Consider the following 20,779-nt stretch of genomic DNA (forward strand, 5'->3'; position numbering starts at 1 on the left):
CGCCGAAGCCACTGCCGCTGAGGCCGAGGTCGAGGCGCCTGCCGCCAAGCCCCGCCGCCGCACCCGCAAGGCCGCGGAAGCCGTCGTCGACACGGTCGAGGCGGTCGAGCCCGCCGAGGCTCCGGCCACCAAGCCGCGTCGCCGTACGCGCAAGGCCGCGGAGCCCGTCGTCGAGGTCGCCGAAGCCACTGCCCCTGAGGCCGAGGTCGAGGCGCCTGCCGCCAAGCCCCGCCGCCGCACCCGCAAGGCCGCGGAAGCCGTCGTCGAGACCGTCGAGGCCGAGATTCCCGCTCAGCCGACGGAGGAGACCAAGCCGCGTCGGCGTACGCGCAAGGTCGCGGAGGCGGCTCCGGCTGTCGCCGATGAGGCCGCTGTCGCGAAGCCGCGTCGCCGTACGCGCAAGGCGGTTGCTGCGCCGGCCGAGGAGAGCTGAGGCACTCCGCCAAGGCTCAACGCCTGAAGGCCCGGCCCCCTATTGGGGTGCCGGGCCTTCTGCGTACCCCGCCCAACTCCCCCTCGCTGTAACCCAGTTCCTGTCCCGGCGCTTCGCGCCGGATGTCTCCCACCCACCCACCCGATTACCCGGCGACTCTGCGCATGCGGGACAAACAGGTGGGCGGGCGGGCAAGACCCGCGCGAAGCGCGGGAAGGTGGGCCACCGGGACGTGGGCAGACAGTGGCTCTGGCCCAGCTGCCGCTCTGCGGAGATGCAGGGTAATCGGGTGGGCGGGTGGGCAAGATCCGCGCGAAGCGCGGGAAAGTCGCCCCCCGGACACGGCGGGGCCGCGACGCAGCGCCAAGCCGCCCACCCCCGCCCAAGGCCCGCGCCCACAACTGCGACTAGCCTCGGAGGCATGAGCAGGCCCCCCACCTTCACCCCGCCCCCCGGCGTCGACGCGCGGCGGCTGCGGACCGCGCGCGGCGACTTCGCCGCCCTGGACGCCCGCCCGCTCGGCGAGGCCAAGGGCACCGTCCTGCTGCTCCCCGGGTTCACCGGGAGCAAGGAGGACTTCATCGCCCTGCTCAGGCCCATCGCAGATGCCGGGTACCGGGCGGTTTCCGTCGACGGCCGCGGGCAGTACGAGACCCGGGGCCCCGAGAAGGATGAATCTCCATACGCCCAGGCCGAGTTGGCCCTGGATGTACTCGCCCAGGCCGACGCAGTCACCGGCACTCCCCACCTCCTCGGACACTCTCTCGGCGGCCAGATCGCCCGCGCCGCCACCCTGCGCGCCCCCGCGGACACCTTCGCCTCGCTCACCCTGATGGCCTCAGGGCCCGCCGCCATCTCCCCCTCGCAGCAGGCCCGCGCCAAGATGCTGACGGACGCGCTCGGCGTCCTGTCGATGGCAGAGGCCTGGGAGGCCATCCAGGCCTTCGATCCGCCCGAGGAGACCGCCCTCGACGGTGACGTCCTGCGCGAGCGCTGGCTGCGGCACAGCCCCGCCCAGCTCATCGCCACCGGCAGGCAGCTCTGCGCCGAGCCCGACCGCGTCACGGAGCTCGCCGCCGTACCCCTGCGCAAGCACGTCATCTCCGGCGAGCGCGACGACACCTGGCCCATCCCCTGGCTCGACGCCATGGCGGACCGCCTGCACGCCCACCGCACGGTCATCACCGGCGCCGAGCACTCCCCCAACACCGACCGCCCGGCGGAGACCACCGCCGCCCTCATCGCCTTCTGGGACCAGAACGCGGGCGACTAGCCAGTACTGCGTCCTAGTACTGCGTCTGCAACTGCTCCCAGAAGCCGTCCCGCAGCGCCCGCCGCAGGTCGGACTGCCCCCGCAGCGAGTACGCGAGCAGCTTCTCGGCCTCCACCAGGAGTTCCTGGTCCACCGAGCCTGGCAGATACGGATGCCCCGGCAGCAGGTCCACGAGCGCCGCCCGCCCCCGCGCGGCCAGCCACTTCGCGGCGACCTGCGCGCCCACGAAACGCACGTCCTCGCGCGAGGGCCGAGGGGTGCCCGCCGTCTCGTACGACATCGCGGCGTTGCGCCGGGACACGTACGGCTTGAAGAAGTCGAGGTCGAACGTGCGCTGGCTGTCGACCTCCCACAGCAGCGGCTCGGCCTGGTTGCGGCCGTCGACCGCCTCGATGCCCCACAGATGCACCCGCGCGCCGTAACCCTGCGCCGCCTCCACCGCCGAGACCAGGTCCTCGTCGCCCCCGATCAGGGCCGCGTCGCTGATCGCGCGGTGCCTGGCCAGTGACTCCAGATCCGTGCGGATGAGGGAGTCCACACCCTTCTGCTGGTTGTTCGCGTTGAGGTTGCCGAGGCGGACCTTGACGTCCGGCAGCTCCGCGATCGACTGCTGCTCCACCGTGTGGATGCGGCGCCGCGCACCGTCGTACCAGTAGACGCGCAGCAGCCTGCTGTCCGCGAAGATCGTGCGCGCCTTGTCGATGAGCGCGTCGATCAGCCCCTCCGCGTCCAGGTCGAAGGCCCGCCGGTCCTCCGTGCCGACCGCGAGCCGTCCCGCCGCCGCGTACACGTATCCGGCATCGACGAAGATCGCGTGCGTGGACGGCGTCTTCCCCACCTCGGCGAGCACGCGCTCGAGGAGTCCATTGGCGCGCTCCAGCTGGGCACTGATCTGGGCGGTGATCTCGATCTCGTCGTTCATGGGGGCCATAGGGGCCCATTGTCCCGTCGGTCACGCAGCGAACACAACCGGTCTCGCTACTCGTGAGTAATTAGTCTGTCGAAAAATTTCCTTAGCGTAGGGAATGTTTGCTGGGGGCAACTCGTTGTACCCGTAGGAACGCCGGACACAGCTGTCCCGGCGGCCACAACACCAGTAGTTCTCCTCCAGGAGGATGACCAGACGAAGGGAGAAGCCTTATGCGCTTCGAAATCATGCGACTCGACGACGTCGACGGCTCCGCCGTGGACCGGACCGTCGTGGACGCCGCCTCCGTCAATCGGATCGTGCAGCAGGCCGCAGCGATCGGCCAGCGCATCTATATCCGACCGGCCGAATCTCAGGCCTCGTAACGCACAGGTTGAACAGATACAGGTTGAAGGGCCCCCGTACACCTTTGGTGCGGGGGCCCTTGGCGTGTCCGGCGCCGACCTGCGGCCAAAGCGGCCCGCCCCGGCGAAGGCGCCCTAGGCGCCGTTGATCACCTGCGTCACGCCGTTGATGATCTGCTGCACCGCGATCGCGGAGAGCATCATGCCCGCGAGCCGCGTCACCAGGACCACTCCGCCGTCCTTGATGACCCGGATGATCAGCAGCGAGTAGCGCATCACGAGCCACAGCACGATGTGCATCGCCACGATCGCCGTCCACACGGAGATCTGCGTACCGACGCTGTCGGCGTCCTGGACGGCCAGGATGACCGAGACGATCGCGCCGGGCCCCGCGAGCAGCGGCATGCCGAGCGGTACGAGGGCGACGTTGACGTCCTTGGTCTGCGTGGGCTCGTCCGTCTTGCCGGTGAGCAGGTCGAGCGCGATCAGCAGGAGCAGCAGACCGCCCGCGATCATCAGCGCGGGGACGGAGACATGCAGGTAGTCGAGGATCTGGTGCCCGAGGAGCCCGAAGACCGCGATCACGCCGAACGCGACGCACACGGCCTGGAAGGCCATCTTCTTCTGCACCTTGGCGGGACGGCCGGAGGTGAGCCCGAGGAAGATCGGGGTGATCCCAGGGGGATCCATGATGACAAAAAGGGTCAGGAAGAGGGAGCCGAAGACGGCGACGTCGAACACAGTGATGGCCTTGCGGTGAGTCGTACGAAAGTTCCGCGCGGAGGCGACGGAAAAGGTGAGGAAGGTGAGGAGAGCAGCGAAGTCCGGGCTACGCGGTGGGGCTTCCGCCCGCGCCCGGCACCGGGAACGCCCCGGTCGCGCGGCGCGTGATCTCCCCGTAGATCTCGGGGTCGGTCGTGAACTCCCCGAGCACGCAGGTCTTACGGCTGCCGTGGTAGTCGCTCGACCCCGTGGCGAGCAGGCCGAGGTCCGCGGCGAGGCCGTGCAGCCGGCTACGGGTGACCGGGTCGTGGTCCATGTGGTCGGCCTCGACACCGTCGAGACCGGCGGCGGCCAGCGCCGCTATCGCGGCCTCGGGCACCACCTGACCGCGCTTGACGGCCGCCGGGTGCGCGAAGACGGTGACGCCGCCCGCGGCCTTGACCAGGCGGATCGCGTCGAAGGGGTCCAGTTCGTGCTTCTCGGCGTACGCCCGGCCGCCGTCGGCGAGCCAGTCGGACGTGAAGGCGTCCGAGACGCTCGGCACGACGCCGAGTTCCACCAGGGCCTCCGCGATGTGCGGGCGGCCGACCGAGCCGTCGCCCGCGATGCGCGCGACCTGCTCCCAGGTGACCGGGACGCCGAGCTCCTGGAGCTTGCCGACCATCGCCTTGGCGCGGGGCACCCGGTCGTCGCGCACGAGCTCGCGCTCGCGGGAGAGTTCCGGCTCGTCGGGGTCGAAGAGGTAGGCCAGCATGTGCAGGCCCACGCCGTCGAGGCGGCAAGAGAGTTCGGCGCCGGTGACGAGGGTGAGGCCCCTGTCGAGTGCCGCCAGGGCGGCGACGGCCTCCGCGTGTCCGCGGGTGGTGTCGTGGTCCGTGAGCGCGACGACGTCGAGCCCGGCGGCGGCAGCGTTGCGCACCAGCTGCGCCGGGGTGTCCGTGCCGTCGGAAGCCGTGGAGTGGGTGTGCAGATCGATGCGCACGACGCGGACTCCGGACTCTGACGGGACGGACGAGGGGACGCTCAAGGATAACGGGAGTCGAACGCTCCACCGTCCGCCGCAGAGGAGACACCCCTCACGGCGGCAACGACAGCAACGGCCCCACCAGGCGCCACCGTCACGCCCTCACGGCATCAGAATCCGCGGCGAAAGCGCCCCGCACGGCAGCAGGTCCGTCTCGGCCCCCGCGTCCCGCAGATCGGTGAGCACCAGCTCGTCGTACATCAGGAGTCCCGACTGCTCCGGCCACGCGATCGCCCACAGCCACAGGCCGCGCGCCTCGCCCGCGAAGACCGCACGGTCGTCCGGCGTACCCGCCACATGCCACATCGGGGTCGGCCTGCCTGCCGCGAGGAGCTTGGCCGGCGGCGGCTTCTCCACGTTCAGGTAGGGACCGGGGTCCGGGCCGTCGATGCCCGCGTACCGCGCGCCGAGGCCGACGCCGAGCTCCTCGGCGACGAGGACCAGCTCTCCCATGCCGCCGAGCGGCGCGGGCCCCGAGCAGGCCACAGCGGTCGCACGGCCGCCACTGCGGTCGTCACCCGCGCAGGCCACGCCCGTGAACAGCCAACCGACCGGCAGCGGCCACGGCATCCAGACCGGCACCTGCGCGCGGTGCACCACGACCTGGAGAGCCTCGACGCTGGGTGGGATCACAGGTTGCAGCGGATGCACCGTCCCGTGCACACCGCACTGCCAGGAATCGGCAAAGAGACCGGGAGCCCTGACCCGGCCACCACACTTCGGGCAACTGGGTTCGCCCCTCATAACGACCAACGGTCCTCCCCGCTCGTCGCCCCGTCAAGGACGATCACCCGTCCGGTGGCCCTGTCCGTGGCCCTGTCACCAGGCGAAACTAGATGTAGCTTGCATCTTTTAGGCTGGCTAACTAATATGTGTATACGTCAACGATCTCGACGTGAGCCGCCGAGGAAGCCGCCACGGAAGCCGCTAAGGAGCAGGCATGAACAGCAGCACAGGAGGTCCCGCCGAAGGGGACCCGTTCGACGAGGGAGCCCCGAGCCTTCTGCGTCAGCCGAAGGCTGTCTGGGCGACCGCGGGCGCGTCCGTCGTCGCCTTCATGGGCATCGGGCTCGTCGACCCGATCCTGCCCTCCATCGCCAAGGGCCTCGACGCCTCCGCCAGTCAGGTCTCCCTGCTCTTCACCTCCTACTTCCTCATCACCGCCATCGCGATGCTGGTGACCGGATTCGTCTCCAGCCGGATCGGCGGCAAGAAGACCCTGCTCCTGGGCCTCGCGCTCGTCGTGGTCTTCGCGGGGCTCGCGGGCACCTCGGGGTCGGTCGGCGAGCTCGTCGGGTTCCGCGCGGGATGGGGGCTCGGCAACGCGCTCTTCGTGTCGACCGCCCTCGCCGTCATCGTCGGCGCGGCAGCCGGCGGCAGTTCCGCGGCGATCCTGCTCTACGAGTCGGCGCTCGGCCTCGGCATGGCGTGCGGGCCGCTGCTCGGCGCCCTGCTCGGCAACGCGAGCTGGCGCTACCCCTTCTTCGGCACCGCGGCCTTGATGGCGGTCGGCTTCCTCTGCATCACGGCGTTCCTGAAGGAACAGCCCAGGCCCGCGCAGAAGACCTCACTGCTCGCGCCGATCAAGGCCCTGGGGCACGGCGGCCTCGCGTCCGCCGCCGCCTCCGCGTTCTTCTACAACTACACGTTCTTCACGGTCCTGGCCTTCACGCCGTTCGTGCTGAACATGACCCCGTACAAGTCGGGGGCGATCTTCTTCGCCTGGGGCCTGCTGCTCGCGGTCTTCTCGGTGCTCGTGGCCCCGCGGCTGCAGGCGCGGTTCGGCTCTCTGAAGGTGCTCGGCGGTTCGCTGGTGCTTCTCGCGGCGGACGTCCTGGTGCTCGGGTACGGCAACCACGCCACGGCCATCGTCTGCACGATCCTGTCCGGCGCCTTCATCGGCGTGAACAACACCGTCTACACCGAGCTCGCACTCGGCGTCTCGGACGCGCCGCGCCCCGTGGCCAGTGCCGGATACAACTTCGTCCGGTGGTTCGCGGCCGCCGCAGCGCCGTTCTTCGCGCCGAAGATCGAGGAGTGGAGCAACATCCACATCCCGTTCGTGGTCGCGGCCGTCACGGCGGTGCTCGGCGCGGTCGTGGTCTGGGTCCGCAAGGACGCCCTCAACCACGAGGCCGCGGAGCTCGAACCGAAGCACGCCACGGAGGACAGCGTCACCGTCTTCGCCAACTGAGGCTCTCCGTAAAGGGCTTGAAGGGCCCTCAGTCCAGCGACACGGACCTGCGCAGCGGATCGCGCAGGTCCGCCCCGCTGTTCAGCCACCGCTCCTGAAGGGCCTGCGCGCCGTGCACCCGCTTCCACGCCGCCTCGTTCGGCGTCATGGGCAGCAGCGGCAGGAAACGTACGGGCTCCATCGGCTCGTCGAGCTCCAGGTCCTCCACCAGGCCACCCGGCTCGGCGACGAGCACCGAGGTGAACTGCGCGCCGGGCCACAGCGGTTCGCCCACGTCGAGCGAGGCGCCGGGGGCCACGATCAGGCCCTCGACCTGCGGTGAGGCGGCCAGCACGGCGAGGGGGCGCAGCACCTTGTCCGTGTCGGCCACGCCACCTCGTACCGAAAGGATCAGCTCGGCGCGCGGGCCCTTGACCGGGTCGGCCAGGGCGGCGGTGGGGTCGGCCATCGGCTGAGCCGCCATGCCCAGAGTGGCGTACCTGACCACGTCCCCGTCCGTGAAGCGCAACACTTCGACGCGGTCGGTGCCGAGGAAGGTCACCGCGGCGCGCGCGTCCGGTTCACCCAGGCCAGTACGGAGACGGGCCTCGACCAGAGCAAGAACATCAGCCATGACGCGAGCATAGAACTCGTCAGTGGCGGGTAAAGACGGGGCTTGACACTTCAGTCGGCTGATAGTGTTGGCCGCTGGTTCCGGGCAGCACGCAGTCAGCACTCAGAGCGCGCTCTCAAGCCCGGGCAGATGACTTCGCGCGCTACGCGCTTGGGACTTCCCCTACGGGGGACCGGCCGGAGGAGGTGGGGCTGCCATGGATCGAAGTCGACCGTGCAGTACCACCCGTTCTTCCGTCTGACACCTCACGCAGCCCTGTAGCTGCCACTGTGCGCCTGTACTCCCCGTGCTCGCGTGCGACGGAAGAGCACTTCGTTTCCACCTGATCTCTCTGAGTTATCTGATCTGAGTCAGTAGCGAAGCTGCCACCGCGATGGTGCGGTGCTCCCCGCTTTGTGGACGTGCCAAACATCCTCAGCAGGACGTCCCCATTCCGGGTAGTTCCACCCGTCGCCGGCGGCCTCCGTCAAAGGAGCCTGCCCATGTCGATGATCCGTGACCTTCGCGCCGCCGTCCGTCCCTCGCTCCGCAAGGACGGCAGCGCCTACAGCTCGTACGACGCCACCCGCGACCCCACTGCCGCATCGGCCGTCGTCGACTGTGCCGTCTACCGCGACGGCCGCCGTGCGGCCTGCGACGACACCCTCACGCCGCACGAGGCGATGCTCCAGGTGCGCCGCGACGGCGGCTTCGCCTGGATCGGTCTGCACGAGCCGACCGAGGCCGAATTCGCCGGTATCGCCGCCGAGTTCGGGCTGCACCCGCTCGCCGTCGAGGACGCGGTCCACGCCCACCAGCGGCCCAAGCTGGAGCGCTACGACGACACGCTCTTCACCGTCTTCAAGACCATCCACTACGTCGAGCACGCCGAGCTCACCGCGACCAGCGAGATCGTGGAGACCGGCGAGGTGATGTGCTTCACCGGGCGGGACTTCTTCATCACCGTGCGGCACGGCGGCCACGGCTCGCTGCGCGCCCTGCGGCGCCGGCTCCAGGAGGAGCCCGAGCTGCTCGCCAAGGGCCCGTCCGCCGTCCTGCACACCATCGCCGACCACGTCGTCGACGGCTATCTCGCGGTCGCAGACGCCATGCAGGACGACATCGACGAGGTGGAGACCGAGGTGTTCTCCGCGCCGAGCAAGGGCAAGGGCTCCGCGCGCGGTGTCGACGCCGGGCGGATCTACCAGCTCAAGAGGGAGGTCCTGGAGTTCAAGCGGGCCGTATCGCCGCTGCTCCGGCCCATGCTGCTCCTGAGCGAGCGGCCGATGCGCCTTGTCGACCCGGACATCCAGAAGTACTTCCGCGACGTCGCCGACCACCTGGCCCGCGTCCAGGAGCAGGTCGTGGGCTTCGACGAACTGCTCAACTCGATCCTTCAGGCCAACCTCGCGCAGGCCGCGGTCGCGCAGAACGAGGACATGCGCAAGATCACCTCCTGGGCGGCGATCATCGCCGTGCCCACGGCGGTGTGCGGGGTCTACGGCATGAACTTCGACCACATGCCCGAGCTGCACTGGCGGTTCGGCTACCCGATGGTCCTCGGCCTCATCGCCGGTGCCTGCTACACCATCCACCGCACCCTCAAGCGCAACGGCTGGCTGTAGCCGCAGCCGCAAGGCCTGTCGATAGGGTGCGCGCATGACAGAAACGCTGCTCGCCCGGGCCCTCGTCGAGGAGGCCACCAAGAAGTCGGGCCTCATCTGGGTGCGCGGCGAAGAACCGGCCCGCGCCCTGTGGCACGTATGGCACGAGGGTGCGGCGCACCTTATCGGCGACGGCCCCGGAGAGCAGCCGCTGCCGGGGCTCGTCGACGGCGGCACCGCCGAAGTGACCGTACGCAGCAAGGACAAGGGCGGGCGGCTCATCGCCTGGACGGCGCGGGTGACCGAGCTCGCGCCGCGCTCCGAGGAGTGGGAGGCGGCCGTCGCCGAGCTCAAGGGCAAGCGCCTGAACGCGCCCGACGGCGAGCGGATGCCGAAGCGCTGGGCGGACGAGTGCCGGGTCGTGCGGCTCACCCCGCTGGACACGATCACCGACCTGCCCGACGGTTCCCTCGCGGCCCCGCCGCTGCCGACCGCGGCGACCACCCGGCAGCCGGTGCCGGAGGCTCTGCCCCGGCTCCTGTTCAAGCGGAAGAAGCGGCGCGGCTAGACGCGTACGCGCTCTCTACGGCGCACGCGCCACCTGGCGCGCCCCCAGGGCGTACGCACACCACCCCTACGACGTGGGCAGCTGCTCGCCGTAGTCCACCATCTCGTCCTTGTCGGGCTCGGCGAGCGTGAAGTCCTGGCCCCAGTCGCTGAGCCGGAGCGTGCCCGTGTCGCCCGCGCGCTCCAGGCGCAGCGGGTAGGGCTTGCCCTCCAGGGAGACGTCCAGGGTGCCGCCCGCGCCCTCGTCGCCGTTGATCTCGATGGTGGGGTTGCCGTCCGTCGTGCCGCGGTCGCCGGTGGCCAGCTCGCCGTGCAGGGAGAGCATGCCGTCAAGGAGGAGGTCCTTGTCCGTGAAGCCGCTCAGCTGCTTGTAGGCCGCGTCCCCCGCGGGCACCTTCACGAACTTACCGTCGAGCTTGGCCGCGGCGGCGTCGTCCGTCCTGCCGGGCTTCTCGGCGCCGCCCTTGGCATCCTCGTGGGTCCAGAAGGCGGAGTCGGCCTTCAGGAAGAGCTCCTTGCCGACGCGCAGCAGCTGGAAGGTTTCCCCCTTCGAGGTCACGGAGCCGGTACCGCCCTCCTCTTTCAGGCGCATGTCGAGCTTGTACGTGTGGCCCTTGCTGACCAGCGTGCCCGCGAGCCGCACCGCGGGTGCCGCGTCGGCCGCCGCTCGGGACTTGCTCTGGATCTTCGCGGCGGAGAGTTTGCCGATGCCGTTCGTGCCCGCGTCCGGATCCTCGTCGCTGCTGCACCCGGTGAGCCCTGTGGCCCCCACGACGAGCCCCGCGCACATCGCGCTCACGAGTGCCGTCTTGCGGATACGGCGGACCGGGGGAATGGCTGGCACAGGGGGCGCTGCCTCTCGTGGGGACGACGGCTACGACTACGGCAGTACGGCAGCGTACCCGTGCTGACTAGGTGGATCGTCGCCAGTGCGGCCGGACGCTCCGCCGGGGCGTATCCGACCGGGACGGGCTAGCCTGAAGCCCGCATTGCAGGACAGAACCGCACATAACGTCAAGAGCTGATACCGAGAGCGGATACCAAGAGCTGACGCCGAGAGCTGACGTCAAGATCGAGGGAGGCGGGTGACATGGCGGCGAGCGCCTCCCGGGTCTTCGTCTCGCACCTGGCCGGCAGCGCCGTCTTCGACCCGAACGGCGACCAGGTCGGCCGGGTGCGCGACCTGGTGGCGACGCTCCGGGTGCAGCGCAGGCCGCCCCGGCTCCTCGGCCTCGTCGTCGAGCTGTCCACGCGGCGCCGCATCTTCCTGCCGATGACCCGCGTGACCGGCATCGAGACGGGCCAGGTCATCACGACCGGCGTACTGAACGTGCGGCGTTTCGAGCAGCGGCCCACCGAGCGGCTCGTACTCGGCGAGATGCTCGACCGGCGGGTCAGACTCGTCGAGACGGGCGAGGAGGTGACCGTCCTCGACGTGGCGGTGCAGCAGCTGCCTGCCCGGCGCGACTGGGAGATCGACCGGGTCTTCGTACGCAAGGGGAAGGGCGGCACCTTCCGGCGCAAGGGAGAGACGCTCACCGTCGAGTGGTCCGCCGTCGACGGCTTCTCCCTGGAGGAGCACGGCCAGGGCGCCGAGAGCCTGCTCGCCACCCTCGAACAGCTGCGCCCCGCCGACCTCGCCAACGTCCTGCACCACCTCTCGCCGAAACGGCGGGCGGAGGTGGCGGCCGCGCTCGACGACGACCGGCTCGCCGACGTCCTCGAAGAGCTCCCCGAGGACGACCAGATCGAGATCCTCGGCAAGCTCAAGGAGGAGCGCGCCGCCGACGTCCTGGAGGCGATGGACCCGGACGACGCCGCCGACCTGCTCGCCGAGCTGCCCGAGGACGAGAAGGAGCGGCTGCTCACGCTGATGCAGCCGGACGACGCAGCCGACGTGCGGCGCCTGATGGCGTACGAGGAGCGCACCGCGGGCGGTCTGATGACGACCGAGCCGATCGTGCTGAGGCCCGACTCGACGGTCGCGGACGCCCTCGCGCGGGTGCGCCAGCAGGACCTCTCCCCCGCGCTCGCCGCGCAGGTCTACGTGTGCCGTCCGCCGGACGAGACGCCGACGGGCAAGTATCTGGGCACCGTGCACTTCCAGCGGCTCCTGCGCGATCCGCCGTACACCCTTGTCAGCTCGATCCTCGACGACGATCTGCAGACCCTCGCGCCGGAGACCACGCTGCCCCAGGTCGCCGGGTTCTTCGCCACGTACGACATGGTGGCGGCCCCCGTCGTCGACGAGGGCGGCTCGCTGCTCGGGGCGGTCACGGTCGACGACGTGCTCGACCACATGCTGCCGGACGACTGGCGCGAGACCGAGTTCCACCAGGAGGAAGAAGCGCGCCATGCCGCCGGGTGACCGCGAGCGGGACAACCGCACCGAGCAGCGGATCGCACCCCGCTTCCGGCTCGACCAGCCGCGCCCACCGCGGCGCAAGTTCCTGCCGGAGTACGACCCCGAGGCCTTCGGGCGGCTCTCCGAGCGGATCGCGCGGTTCCTGGGCACGGGGCGCTTCATCGTCTGGATGACGGTCACCATCATCGTCTGGGTCGCCTGGAACGTCTGGGCACCGCAGGCGCTGCGCTTCGACCCGTTCCCCTTCCTGTTCCTGACGCTCGCGCTCTCCCTCCAGGCGTCGTACGCGGCTCCCCTGATCCTGCTCGCGCAGAACCGGCAGGACGACAGGGACCGGGTCAACCTCGAACAGGACCGCAAGCAGAACGAGCGCTCCATCGCGGACACCGAATATCTGAGCCGCGAGATCGCCTCGCTGCGCATGGGTCTCGGCGAGGTCGCCACCCGCGACTGGATCCGTTCCGAACTCCAGGACCTGGTCAGGGAGCTGGAGCAGCAGCGTGCGGGGAGCCGCGCGGTATTCCCGGCGGAGGAGAGCGGCGGGCGTGATCCAGGCAACCGTTGACGGCTCTTTCCGGGGCAGGGTTACCGCGCCGTACTATCGGTCTTATGGCTACGGAAGACGCGGTGCGTGAAGCACTGGCGACGGTGAACGACCCCGAGATCCACCGACCCATCACCGAACTGGGGATGGTCAAATCGGTTGATATCTCCCCTGATGGGGTGGTAGCGGTCACCGTGTACCTCACGGTCTCCGGGTGCCCGATGCGCGAGACCATCACGAAGAACGTGACCGACGCGGTCGCCGCCGTCGAAGGCGTCACGCACGTCGACGTCACCCTCGACGTGATGAGCGACGAGCAGCGCAAGGAGCTGGCGAGCGCGCTGCGCGGCGGCACCGCCGAGCGCGAGGTCCCCTTCGCCAAGCCAGGATCGCTGACCCGCGTCTACGCGGTCGCGTCCGGCAAGGGCGGCGTCGGCAAGTCATCGGTGACGGTGAACCTCGCGGCCTCGATGGCGGCGGACGGCCTGAAGGTCGGCGTCGTGGACGCGGACATCTACGGCCACTCCGTGCCCCGGATGCTGGGCGCGGACGGCAAGCCCACCCAGGTCGAGGACATGATCATGCCGCCGTCGGCGCACGGCGTGAAGGTCATCTCGATCGGCATGTTCACGCCGGGCAACGCCCCGGTCGTATGGCGCGGCCCGATGCTCCACCGCGCCCTCCAGCAGTTCCTCGCGGACGTCTTCTGGGGCGACCTGGACGTCCTGCTCCTCGACCTGCCCCCGGGCACCGGCGACATCGCGATCTCCGTCGCCCAGCTGGTCCCGAACGCGGAGATCCTGGTCGTGACGACGCCCCAGCAGGCGGCGGCCGAGGTCGCCGAGCGCGCGGGCTCCATCGCGGTGCAGACCCACCAGAAGATCGTCGGCGTCGTCGAGAACATGTCGGGCCTGCCCTGTCCGCACTGCGGCGAGATGGTCGACGTCTTCGGCACGGGCGGCGGCCAGCGGGTCGCCGAGGGCCTCACGAAGACGACGGGCGCCACGGTCCCGGTCCTCGGCTCCATCCCGATCGACGTCCGCCTGCGCGAGGGCGGCGACGAGGGCAAGCCGGTTGTCCTGACCGACCCCGACTCCCCGGCGGGCTCGGCGCTTCGCACGATCGCGGGCAAGCTGGGCGGCCGCCAGCGCGGCCTCGCGGGCATGACCCTGGGGATCACCCCGCGCAACAAGTTCTGACTTCCCCGGCCGTACGCCGATGGGGGCGCCGCTCGTCATGAGCGGCGCCCCCATCGGCGTATGCGCGTGTGTGCGCGTATGCGCGGCAGTGGCTAGGCGGCGTACTCGTGGATGTCCTTGACCACCGAGAAGCCCAGGCCGTACGCGCTCATGCCGCGCCCGTACGCGCCCAGGTGCACGCCCTCCTTGGTGGACCCGGCGAGCACCCAGCCGAACTCGGACTCGCGGTAGTGGAACGAGGTCGGCACCCCGTCCACCGGGAGCGAGAGCGTCGACCAGTCCTCGCCCTGGAGGTCGTCCGCGAGGACCCAGGCCGTCTCGGTCTGCTGGTCGAGCCAGTCGTCACGCAGGCTGTGGTCCATCTGATGGGGCCAGGTGAAGGACAGCAGCCCCACTCCGGCGAGCCAGGCCGCCGACGACACCGAGGTCGCCTCGAGCAGGCCCGTGCCGTCCGGGCTGTGCCGCACCGGGTTGGCCGCGACGGTCACCACGGCCGCGAAACGATCCTTGTCGCTGTTCCCGAAGGGTCCGTCGCTCCGTACCGACGGCTCATCGCCGTGCCCGATGGAGCCGTGCTCCACCGCGCCGTCCGCGGCGGTACCGACCTGCATCAGCCAGCGCTGCCCCGTGAAGGCCTCGTCGAGGCCGTACCAGGGGAAGGGCGCCAGCAGATAGCTGTCGACCGTGCGCCGGGCGGAGGGCGTCGCTTGCGCGCCGCCGTCCGCGGCCGGCGCCTGTGCGCCTACGCGACTTGTCGTCTCCATGTACCCGGCCGCCTCCTCTATCTCATCGGTCCGATGGGCCCGCCCCCCTCGGGCGTCCTCAGCCGGACAACAAGGCAGGATAGCCACACCCGTTCCGGAAGCTGGTACACCGGTAGGCGGACGGGTGTCTCAAAGGGAGCATCCCGGGGCGCGCTCGGGGCGCAGCGAGGGAACCTCGCGGGGGGCCGGGCGAAGGTCAGGCGCAGGTCAAGAGAAGACCAGGCTGAGATCAGGTGGCGTCCGCGTCGAACGGCGGGTGCTCGGGCGGCGCGGTCTTCTCGGGCTTCTTGTCCATGTCGATACGGTCGCCACGGCCGTCCTTCTTGGCCATGTCGACACGGCCACCGGCCGCGTCGGATCCGCTGGACGTACCTGCCGCACCTGCCGTGCCGTCGGCGGATTCGCTCTCACGCCCGTGCACGGCATCCGTGACCTCGGCCATCTCCTTCTTGAGGTCGAAGCCGTTCCGGATTTCCTTCAGGCCGAGCTCGTCGTTGTCGAGCTGCTTGCGGATGAAGGTCTTCGGATTCAGGTCCTCGAACTCGAAGTCCTTGAATTCCGGGCCGAGTTCGCTGCGAATGTCTTCCTTGGCGCTGTCGGAGAATTCGCGGATCTTCCGGATGGTGCGCGAGACGTCCTGAATCAGCTTGGGCAGCTTGTCCGGGCCGAAAACGAGCACAGCGAGGATGACCAGCGCTACTACCTCAAGCGCGCCAATGTCTGAGAACACCTTTAGCTCCTTGCCATCCGGACCGGGTCCACGGTACCCGGCGTTCCTGTCCGTCCGGTAGCCGCTGGGCGACAGACGTGGATCAATTGCCGCTCGACGCACCGAGCACAAGCGTCACTTTCCGGTCTTTTCCGGCACGCTGGACCGTCAATTCGAGACTGTCCTTCGGGCGGTGGGCGCGGATCTTGACGATGAGCTCGTCGCCGGAGTGAATGCGCTGGCCGTCCACCTCGGTGATGACGTCACCCGGCTTGATTCCGGCGCGATCGCCGGGGCCGCCCTTGTTCACGGCCGGGCCGTCGTCCTTGCCCTTGTCGCCGACGCGGGCTCCGTCGCCCGTGTACTCCATGTCGAGCGTGACACCGATCACGGGGTGCGTGGCCTTGCCGGTGTTGATCAGCTCTTCGGCGACGCGCTTGCCCTGGTTGATGGGGATGGCGAAGCCGAGCCCTATCGAACCGGCCTGGCCGCCGCCGGGCGCCGAGCTGTCGTCGGCGGAGCGTATGGCGCTGTTGATGCCGATGACACGGGCCTCGGAGTCGACGAGGGGCCCGCCGGAGTTTCCTGGGTTGATGGGGGCGTCGGTCTGGAGCGCGTCGACGTAACTGATGTCGCTGCCGTCGCCCTTCTCCCCACCGGCGGTGATGGGCCGCTGCTTGGCGCTGATGATGCCGGAGGTGACGGTGTTCTCCAGGTCGAAGGGGGCGCCGATGGCCACCACGGGGTCGCCCACCTGGACGTTCTCGGAGTTGCCGAGGGGCAGCGGCTTGAGTCCGCGCACCCTGGAGACCTTGACCACGGCGAGGTCGTACCCGGAGTCGCGGCCGATGACCTCCGCCTTGGCGGTCTCGCCGCCGCTGAACGTCACCGATATCTCGCCGCCGGTCCCCGCGGGCTCGACCACGTGGTTGTTGGTGAGGATGTGCCCCTTGCCGTCGAGCACGAAGCCGGTCCCGGTGCCCTGCGCATCGTCGCCGCTGACGTGCAGGGTCACGACGCCGGGCAGCGAGCTCGCCGCGATCCCGGCGACGCTGTCCTTGGCCCGCGCCTCGTTCTTCGAGTCCGCCTGCGGCAGCTCGATGTCCGTACCGCCGCCGTTGCGCTCGAGATAGGCACCGAAGACTCCGCCGACACCGCCGGCCACGAGGGTGATGACGGCAACCCCGACCAGGATGATCCGCCGCCCCCGCTTCTTCTGCTTCTCCTCATCGACAGGAACGGCACCGGTCTGCTGGAGGGGTGCGTTCCAGGGGTCGTAGGCCTGACGGGGAGGGACGGAGACTTGGGGCTGGGGCGCGGGCTGGGCTTGCGGGTGGGTCGGCGACTGCGGGGGCGTGGGGTTCGGGGTGCCGTGGGGCGGGGTTCCGCTGTGGCCCGCCGGGAGCTGCGTGCCGTGCGCAGGGGTCGCCGCCGGGTGCTGTACGGGCGGGGCGGGCGCCCAGGGGCCCGGCTCACCGTAGGGCGGGGTGCTGTACGGGTCGGGGTCGTGCAGTGGGCGGGGGCGCTCGGCGGGCGCCGCGTCGACCGGAAACGCCTCGGTGGAGCCGGGCGCGGGTACGGGACCCTGCGCGGGCTCGAATCCAGGCACAGGCTCAGCCCCCGGCGCGGAGGCTGCGGAGCCCGGCACGGACGCGGAACCCGGCGCACTCTCAGAGCCATACGCGGAGACGGCAGCCCCTGAGGTGGGCTGAGAACCCGGCACGGAGGCCGAACCGGGCGAGGCCTCGGAGCCCGGCGCGGACGCACCTCCCGGCATCGACCCAGAACCCGGCGCACGCTCAAAGCCAGACACAGAGGCAGAACCAGCCGCAGGCTCAGCCCCCGGCGCGGAGGCCGAACCCGGCGAGGGCTCGAAGCCCGGCACGGGCCCAGAACCCGGCGAGGCCTCGGAGCCCGGCGCGGAGGCCGAACCCGGCACAGGCTCAGCCCCCGGCATCGCCGCAGGCGGAGCCGCCGCGGCCAGGGTGAAGTCGCCGGACGTGTCCTCCGCTCGTCCGGCGGCCTCTGCCGCCCCCGCCGACTTGGGACGGCTCCACCATTTCGCCTTCGTGGGCTTGCCCTCGTCCATGCTCTCCCCACACCTGGCCTACGGCGGACGCCGTTCACATGCTCAACTCCGCGCCCGCCACAAGCCTCGGCCAGGCACGGCCCACCAAGGATTCAACCAGGTTCCCGCGCCGAAGCGCAGTGCACGTCAGCGGATCTGCGAAGTGCCCTGCAGCGTGCCTTCGAGGGGCGAGGCCGCCGCGGTGCGCACGGGATCCGCCCCGGCGTCCGAAGCGACGCCGCCCAGGGTCGGCACCGAACCAGTAGGAGACGCGCCTTTCGGTGTGGCGGGAGGGACCGGACGGATCAAGGGAGACATGATCGCCACCCCTGTCAGCATCGGCGCCGTGACCTCGTGCCTGGCGGACACGGGCTCGGGCTGCTGGATGCGGGGACCCCTCGCCGTCACCCCGGGCAACAGGGGCCCGGCAGCCTGCGTCGGCGCGACCGGCGCCGCCAGAACACCGGGACGCGGGCCCTGCGCGGTCAGCGGGCCGCTGCCACGGCGGCGCACGGAATCGGGAGCCGCCGTGGCACCCGAGCCCTGCGAACGCGGCGGCGAGGCGTTGCTGTTGGTGGTGCTGCCCGAGCTGTTGCTGCTGCCCGAACCCGCACGCGTGTCACCCGGACCCGCGGGAACGCCCGTCGTGACGCCGCCAAGGGCTATCGCGGCCAGCGACACCGCACCTGCGGCGGCGAAGGCGAACCGCCGCCCGCGCCACAGCGACCGCTCGGCTGCCTCGTGACGACCGACGTCGTGCCTGCTGACGTCATGGATGCGGAAACCGCGCCCAGCGCTCGGCAGCACCGCGGCATGGGCACCCGAGGGTGCGTAGCCGAAGGTCTCGGGCCGGACGCCGAAGACTCCGGTCGGGGGCAGCCCCGACTCGGTGTCCGCCGTGGCGAAGCCGCCGGTCCCAGGAGGCCTTGGACCGGAAGGAGGCTCGCTGCCACCGCCGGGAAGGCCCTGGAGACGGGCGAGGAAACTCTCGGAGGGAGGCGGCGGCGCCACCTCCGCGAAGACACTCTTGAGCCGCCGCTGCGCGTCGGCCTCGGTCTTGCACTTCGGACAGGTCGCGAGATGAGCGAGGACTCGCTCACGCGCGTCATGGCCCAACTCGCCGTCCACCAGGGCGGCGAGTCGGTCCCCCAGATGCTGCTCGGCCAGACGCCGCTCTACAGGATTCGACCGTGATCCACTCACGCGGTCGCGCCCCCTCCTCCCAGCGCCACGGCTCCTGCGAGCGAGCGACGCTCGGCGCGGGCTTCGGGCGACCGGTGCTGAAGGGCCTTGCGCAACTGCGAGCGGCCACGGTGGATACGGCTGCGGACCGTGCCCAGCTTGACGCCCAGGGTCGCGGCGATCTCCTCGTACGAGAGTCCCTCGATGTCACAGAGGACCACTGCCGCACGGAACTCGGGAGCGAGGGTGTCGAGAGCCTGCTGCACGTCCGCGTCGAAATGCGTGTCGTTGAAGACCTGCTGCGGCGAGGGCTCACGGCTGGGAAGGCGCTCCGCCGCGTCGTCCCCGAGGGCGTCGAAGCGGATGCGCTGCTTGCGGCGCACCATGTCCAGGAAGAGGTTCGTGGTGATGCGGTGCAGCCAGCCCTCGAACGTGCCGGGGGTGTAGGTCGACAGGGACCGGAAGACACGGACGAAGACCTCTTGGGTAAGGTCCTCGGCGTCGTGCTGATTGCCGGTCAGGCGGTACGCCAGGCGATAGACGCGTCCGCTGTGCGTGCTGACGATCTCCTCCCAGGTGGGGGGAGTCCACGCCTGCGATTCCGCGTCAGCGGCAAAGGTCGCGGTCTGAGCGGAGCTGGCGGTGTGGAATCGGTCAGCGGTGTCGGTCACAGATTTCGGCTCACCCGCCAACCTGAGAAAGCGCCTCAACGCTCCTCTCCGATCCGCAGACGCAGCCGCACCTCCCCTGTCGGCTCTGGTGGTGTCCAGTGGAGCCCCTACCATAGCCACCTCGCCCGTTAGCTCCGGATAAGTGTTTTTACTGGAATTTGGTACGAGCTCCCTGCCAGCCGTCCTGCCTGGTCGAAGGGCCCGCAGCCAGTCTTGATCCATTCGTTACCCCCCGGCGTTCGCCTACCCCTACTAAACGCCCGGTCCCATCTGCGGGTTCCCGCCCCCAACGGATACAGTCACGGCCAGGCACCCACGGGGACAGGAGAGGGCCATTACCGGCAACCGGCAGACGAGCTGGGCGTTCGCCGACGCCTTTGTCGCCGAGGACGAAGCAGCGCGCTGGGCCCGTGACCGAGCCCAGGAAGCAGGGCTGCCCTCGGTGTCTCCCGGTACCGGCGCCGCGCTGCGCATGCTGGCCGCCACGGCGGACGCCAAGGCCGTCGCCGAGATCGGGACGGGCACGGGCGTGTCCGGCCTCCACCTGCTGCACGGAATGCGGCCCGACGGCGTCCTGACCACCGTCGACCCCGAGCCCGACCGCCAGCAGTTCGCGCGGGAGGCCTTCCGCGCCGCCGGGTTCACCGGCAATCGCGCGCGGTTCATCCCCGGCCGCGCACTCGACGTACTGCCCAGGCTGGCCGACGGCGGCTACGACCTCGTCTTCTGTGACGGCGACCGCACGGAGTACCTGGACTACCTCGCTGAATCGTTGCGCCTGCTGCGCCCCGGCGGGCTCGTCTGCTTCGAGGGCGCCTTCGCCGACGGCCGGACGGTGGACTCCGGTCCGCAGCCCGCCGAGGTCCTTCGCACCCGCGAGCTCCTTCGCACCGTGCGCGAGAGCCAGGACCTGATGCCGGCGCTGCTCCCGGTGGGCGACGGGCTTCTCTGCGCCGTCAAGCGCTGAGCGCTCCGCGGGTTTGGCGGTACTCACATCTGCGGGCTCGTCGTGGCTGAGCGCGCAGTTCCCCGCGCCCCTTACGGGGCCCGGACATAGCACTGCCCCGAGCACCATGAAGATGCCCGGGGCAGTGAAAGAGTGTGAGCGCTTCCGCGTCAGCCGACGACCTTCTTCAGGGCGTCGCCGAGTGCATCGGCCTCGTCCGGAGTCAGTTCGACGACAAGTCGTCCGCCGCCTTCGAGCGGAACGCGCATGACGATGCCCCGCCCCTCCTTGGTCACCTCGAGCGGGCCGTCGCCCGTTCGCGGCTTCATGGCCGCCATGCTCGTTCCCCTTCCTGAAACCAGCTCATCGCAGCCGACAACCCAGGTGTCACCGGCATCGAACATATTGCTTCCTGGCCATTATCCCGCATGGCAGGACCCGATGACCAACATCGGTCTGCATCGCTTGCGCAACGCGCGCCCGCAAAACCACTCAATTCGGCGATGTGGCTGCGATACTGCGCCGCTCCTCACACCTCCTGGACCAGGAATTATTTGACGCAGGTCACATATCTCCCCGCATGCCGGAGCCCGAGGACCTCCGTCATGCTGTGCTCGGACAAAGATGACCGGCGCAGGACCACTGGAGG

The 20,779-nt window shown here is 70.2% G+C and carries 21 protein-coding genes and 1 pseudogene; 10 read left to right on the top strand and 12 right to left on the bottom strand.

Annotated features, from left to right (window positions below; all coding sequences use genetic code 11):
* Together ACWFRJ_RS19620 and ACWFRJ_RS19625 are read left to right on the top strand one after the other, a co-directional pair.
* A pseudogene (locus ACWFRJ_RS19620) lies at positions 1-433 on the top strand (DEAD/DEAH box helicase); the annotation flags it as partial.
* Positions 434-854: 421 nt separating this feature from the next.
* Positions 855-1,706 carry an alpha/beta fold hydrolase gene (locus tag ACWFRJ_RS19625; RefSeq protein ID WP_453531939.1) on the top strand — a complete coding sequence of 284 codons (852 nt, stop codon included), beginning with the start codon at positions 855-857 and terminating at the stop codon, positions 1,704-1,706.
* A gap of 13 nt (positions 1,707-1,719) precedes the next feature.
* On the opposite strand, the gene ACWFRJ_RS19630 is transcribed toward ACWFRJ_RS19625, so the two are convergent.
* A complete protein-coding gene (locus ACWFRJ_RS19630; RefSeq protein WP_453531942.1) occupies positions 1,720-2,637 on the bottom strand; it encodes an NYN domain-containing protein in 918 nt (305 codons plus the stop codon).
* A 209-nt stretch (positions 2,638-2,846) separates the two neighbouring features.
* Here ACWFRJ_RS19630 and ACWFRJ_RS19635 point away from each other — a divergent pair, with 209 nt between their 5' ends.
* A complete protein-coding gene (locus ACWFRJ_RS19635) occupies positions 2,847-2,999 on the top strand; it encodes a hypothetical protein (RefSeq protein WP_389903510.1) in 153 nt (50 codons plus the stop codon).
* Between the two features lie 114 nt (positions 3,000-3,113).
* On the opposite strand, the gene ACWFRJ_RS19640 is transcribed toward ACWFRJ_RS19635, so the two are convergent.
* The 3 genes from ACWFRJ_RS19640 to ACWFRJ_RS19650 form a co-directional block, all read right to left on the bottom strand.
* Positions 3,114-3,719 carry a MarC family protein gene (locus tag ACWFRJ_RS19640; RefSeq protein WP_453531945.1) on the bottom strand — a complete coding sequence of 202 codons (606 nt, stop codon included), beginning with the start codon at positions 3,717-3,719 and terminating at the stop codon, positions 3,114-3,116.
* Positions 3,720-3,807: 88 nt separating this feature from the next.
* Entirely contained in the window at positions 3,808-4,683 is an 876-nt protein-coding gene (locus ACWFRJ_RS19645) for a PHP domain-containing protein (RefSeq protein ID WP_453531948.1), read from the bottom strand.
* A 144-nt stretch (positions 4,684-4,827) separates the two neighbouring features.
* The gene (locus tag ACWFRJ_RS19650) at positions 4,828-5,469 is read right to left on the bottom strand and encodes a DUF6758 family protein (protein WP_383272680.1); all 642 of its coding nucleotides are present in this window, start codon (positions 5,467-5,469) and stop codon (positions 4,828-4,830) included.
* A gap of 196 nt (positions 5,470-5,665) precedes the next feature.
* Between ACWFRJ_RS19650 and ACWFRJ_RS19655 the strand changes: the two genes are divergently transcribed.
* Positions 5,666-6,919 carry an MFS transporter gene (locus ACWFRJ_RS19655; protein ID WP_453531952.1) on the top strand — a complete coding sequence of 418 codons (1,254 nt, stop codon included), beginning with the start codon at positions 5,666-5,668 and terminating at the stop codon, positions 6,917-6,919.
* 28 nt (positions 6,920-6,947) lie between these two features.
* On the opposite strand, the gene ACWFRJ_RS19660 is transcribed toward ACWFRJ_RS19655, so the two are convergent.
* Positions 6,948-7,532: a suppressor of fused domain protein gene (locus ACWFRJ_RS19660; protein WP_453531955.1), complete on the bottom strand. Its 585-nt coding sequence runs from the start codon at positions 7,530-7,532 to the stop codon at positions 6,948-6,950.
* 482 nt (positions 7,533-8,014) lie between these two features.
* Between ACWFRJ_RS19660 and ACWFRJ_RS19665 the strand changes: the two genes are divergently transcribed.
* Complete coding sequence (locus ACWFRJ_RS19665; protein WP_383328755.1) at positions 8,015-9,136, top strand: magnesium and cobalt transport protein CorA; 1,122 nt, start codon at positions 8,015-8,017, stop codon at positions 9,134-9,136.
* Between the two features lie 34 nt (positions 9,137-9,170).
* Entirely contained in the window at positions 9,171-9,683 is a 513-nt protein-coding gene (locus tag ACWFRJ_RS19670) for a hypothetical protein (protein ID WP_453531958.1), read from the top strand.
* 66 nt (positions 9,684-9,749) lie between these two features.
* Here the strand turns inward: ACWFRJ_RS19670 and ACWFRJ_RS19675 are convergent, their stop codons facing one another.
* Positions 9,750-10,472, bottom strand: coding sequence for a hypothetical protein (locus tag ACWFRJ_RS19675; RefSeq protein ID WP_453532406.1), 723 nt, complete (start codon positions 10,470-10,472; stop codon positions 9,750-9,752).
* 300 nt (positions 10,473-10,772) lie between these two features.
* Between ACWFRJ_RS19675 and ACWFRJ_RS19680 the strand changes: the two genes are divergently transcribed.
* From ACWFRJ_RS19680 to ACWFRJ_RS19690, 3 genes are read left to right on the top strand one after another with little or no spacing between them, the layout of a single operon-like run.
* Entirely contained in the window at positions 10,773-12,050 is a 1,278-nt protein-coding gene (locus tag ACWFRJ_RS19680) for a magnesium transporter MgtE N-terminal domain-containing protein (RefSeq protein ID WP_453531961.1), read from the top strand.
* Positions 12,037-12,612, top strand: coding sequence for a DUF1003 domain-containing protein (locus ACWFRJ_RS19685; protein ID WP_453531964.1), 576 nt, complete (start codon positions 12,037-12,039; stop codon positions 12,610-12,612). Before ACWFRJ_RS19680 ends, ACWFRJ_RS19685 begins: the two co-directional genes overlap by 14 nt.
* Positions 12,613-12,656: 44 nt before the next feature.
* On the top strand, positions 12,657-13,790 hold the full coding sequence (locus tag ACWFRJ_RS19690) for an Mrp/NBP35 family ATP-binding protein (RefSeq protein ID WP_453531967.1): 1,134 nt from the start codon (positions 12,657-12,659) through the stop codon (positions 13,788-13,790).
* A 92-nt stretch (positions 13,791-13,882) separates the two neighbouring features.
* On the opposite strand, the gene ACWFRJ_RS19695 is transcribed toward ACWFRJ_RS19690, so the two are convergent.
* From ACWFRJ_RS19695 to sigE, 5 genes are all read right to left on the bottom strand, one after another.
* Positions 13,883-14,554 (bottom strand): hypothetical protein, encoded by a 672-nt coding sequence (locus tag ACWFRJ_RS19695; RefSeq protein ID WP_453531970.1) that lies wholly within the window; start codon positions 14,552-14,554, stop codon positions 13,883-13,885.
* A 229-nt stretch (positions 14,555-14,783) separates the two neighbouring features.
* Positions 14,784-15,284, bottom strand: coding sequence for a sec-independent translocase (locus ACWFRJ_RS19700; RefSeq protein WP_453531973.1), 501 nt, complete (start codon positions 15,282-15,284; stop codon positions 14,784-14,786).
* Positions 15,285-15,366: 82 nt separating this feature from the next.
* Entirely contained in the window at positions 15,367-17,220 is a 1,854-nt protein-coding gene (locus ACWFRJ_RS19705; protein ID WP_453532409.1) for a trypsin-like peptidase domain-containing protein, read from the bottom strand.
* Between the two features lie 258 nt (positions 17,221-17,478).
* The gene (locus tag ACWFRJ_RS19710) at positions 17,479-18,534 is read right to left on the bottom strand and encodes a zf-HC2 domain-containing protein (RefSeq protein ID WP_453531976.1); all 1,056 of its coding nucleotides are present in this window, start codon (positions 18,532-18,534) and stop codon (positions 17,479-17,481) included.
* Positions 18,531-19,298 (bottom strand): RNA polymerase sigma factor SigE, encoded by a 768-nt coding sequence (sigE, locus tag ACWFRJ_RS19715; protein ID WP_453531979.1) that lies wholly within the window; start codon positions 19,296-19,298, stop codon positions 18,531-18,533. Before sigE ends, ACWFRJ_RS19710 begins: the two co-directional genes overlap by 4 nt.
* A 154-nt stretch (positions 19,299-19,452) precedes the next feature.
* Here sigE and ACWFRJ_RS19720 point away from each other — a divergent pair, with 154 nt between their 5' ends.
* Positions 19,453-20,151 carry an O-methyltransferase gene (locus tag ACWFRJ_RS19720; protein ID WP_453532412.1) on the top strand — a complete coding sequence of 233 codons (699 nt, stop codon included), beginning with the start codon at positions 19,453-19,455 and terminating at the stop codon, positions 20,149-20,151.
* Between the two features lie 149 nt (positions 20,152-20,300).
* Here ACWFRJ_RS19720 and ACWFRJ_RS19725 read toward each other — a convergent pair whose 3' ends face one another.
* Positions 20,301-20,468: a DUF3117 domain-containing protein gene (locus tag ACWFRJ_RS19725; protein WP_003966491.1), complete on the bottom strand. Its 168-nt coding sequence runs from the start codon at positions 20,466-20,468 to the stop codon at positions 20,301-20,303.
* Positions 20,469-20,779 lie beyond the last annotated feature (311 nt).

This window comes from Streptomyces sp. NPDC055239 (genome assembly GCF_053606205.1).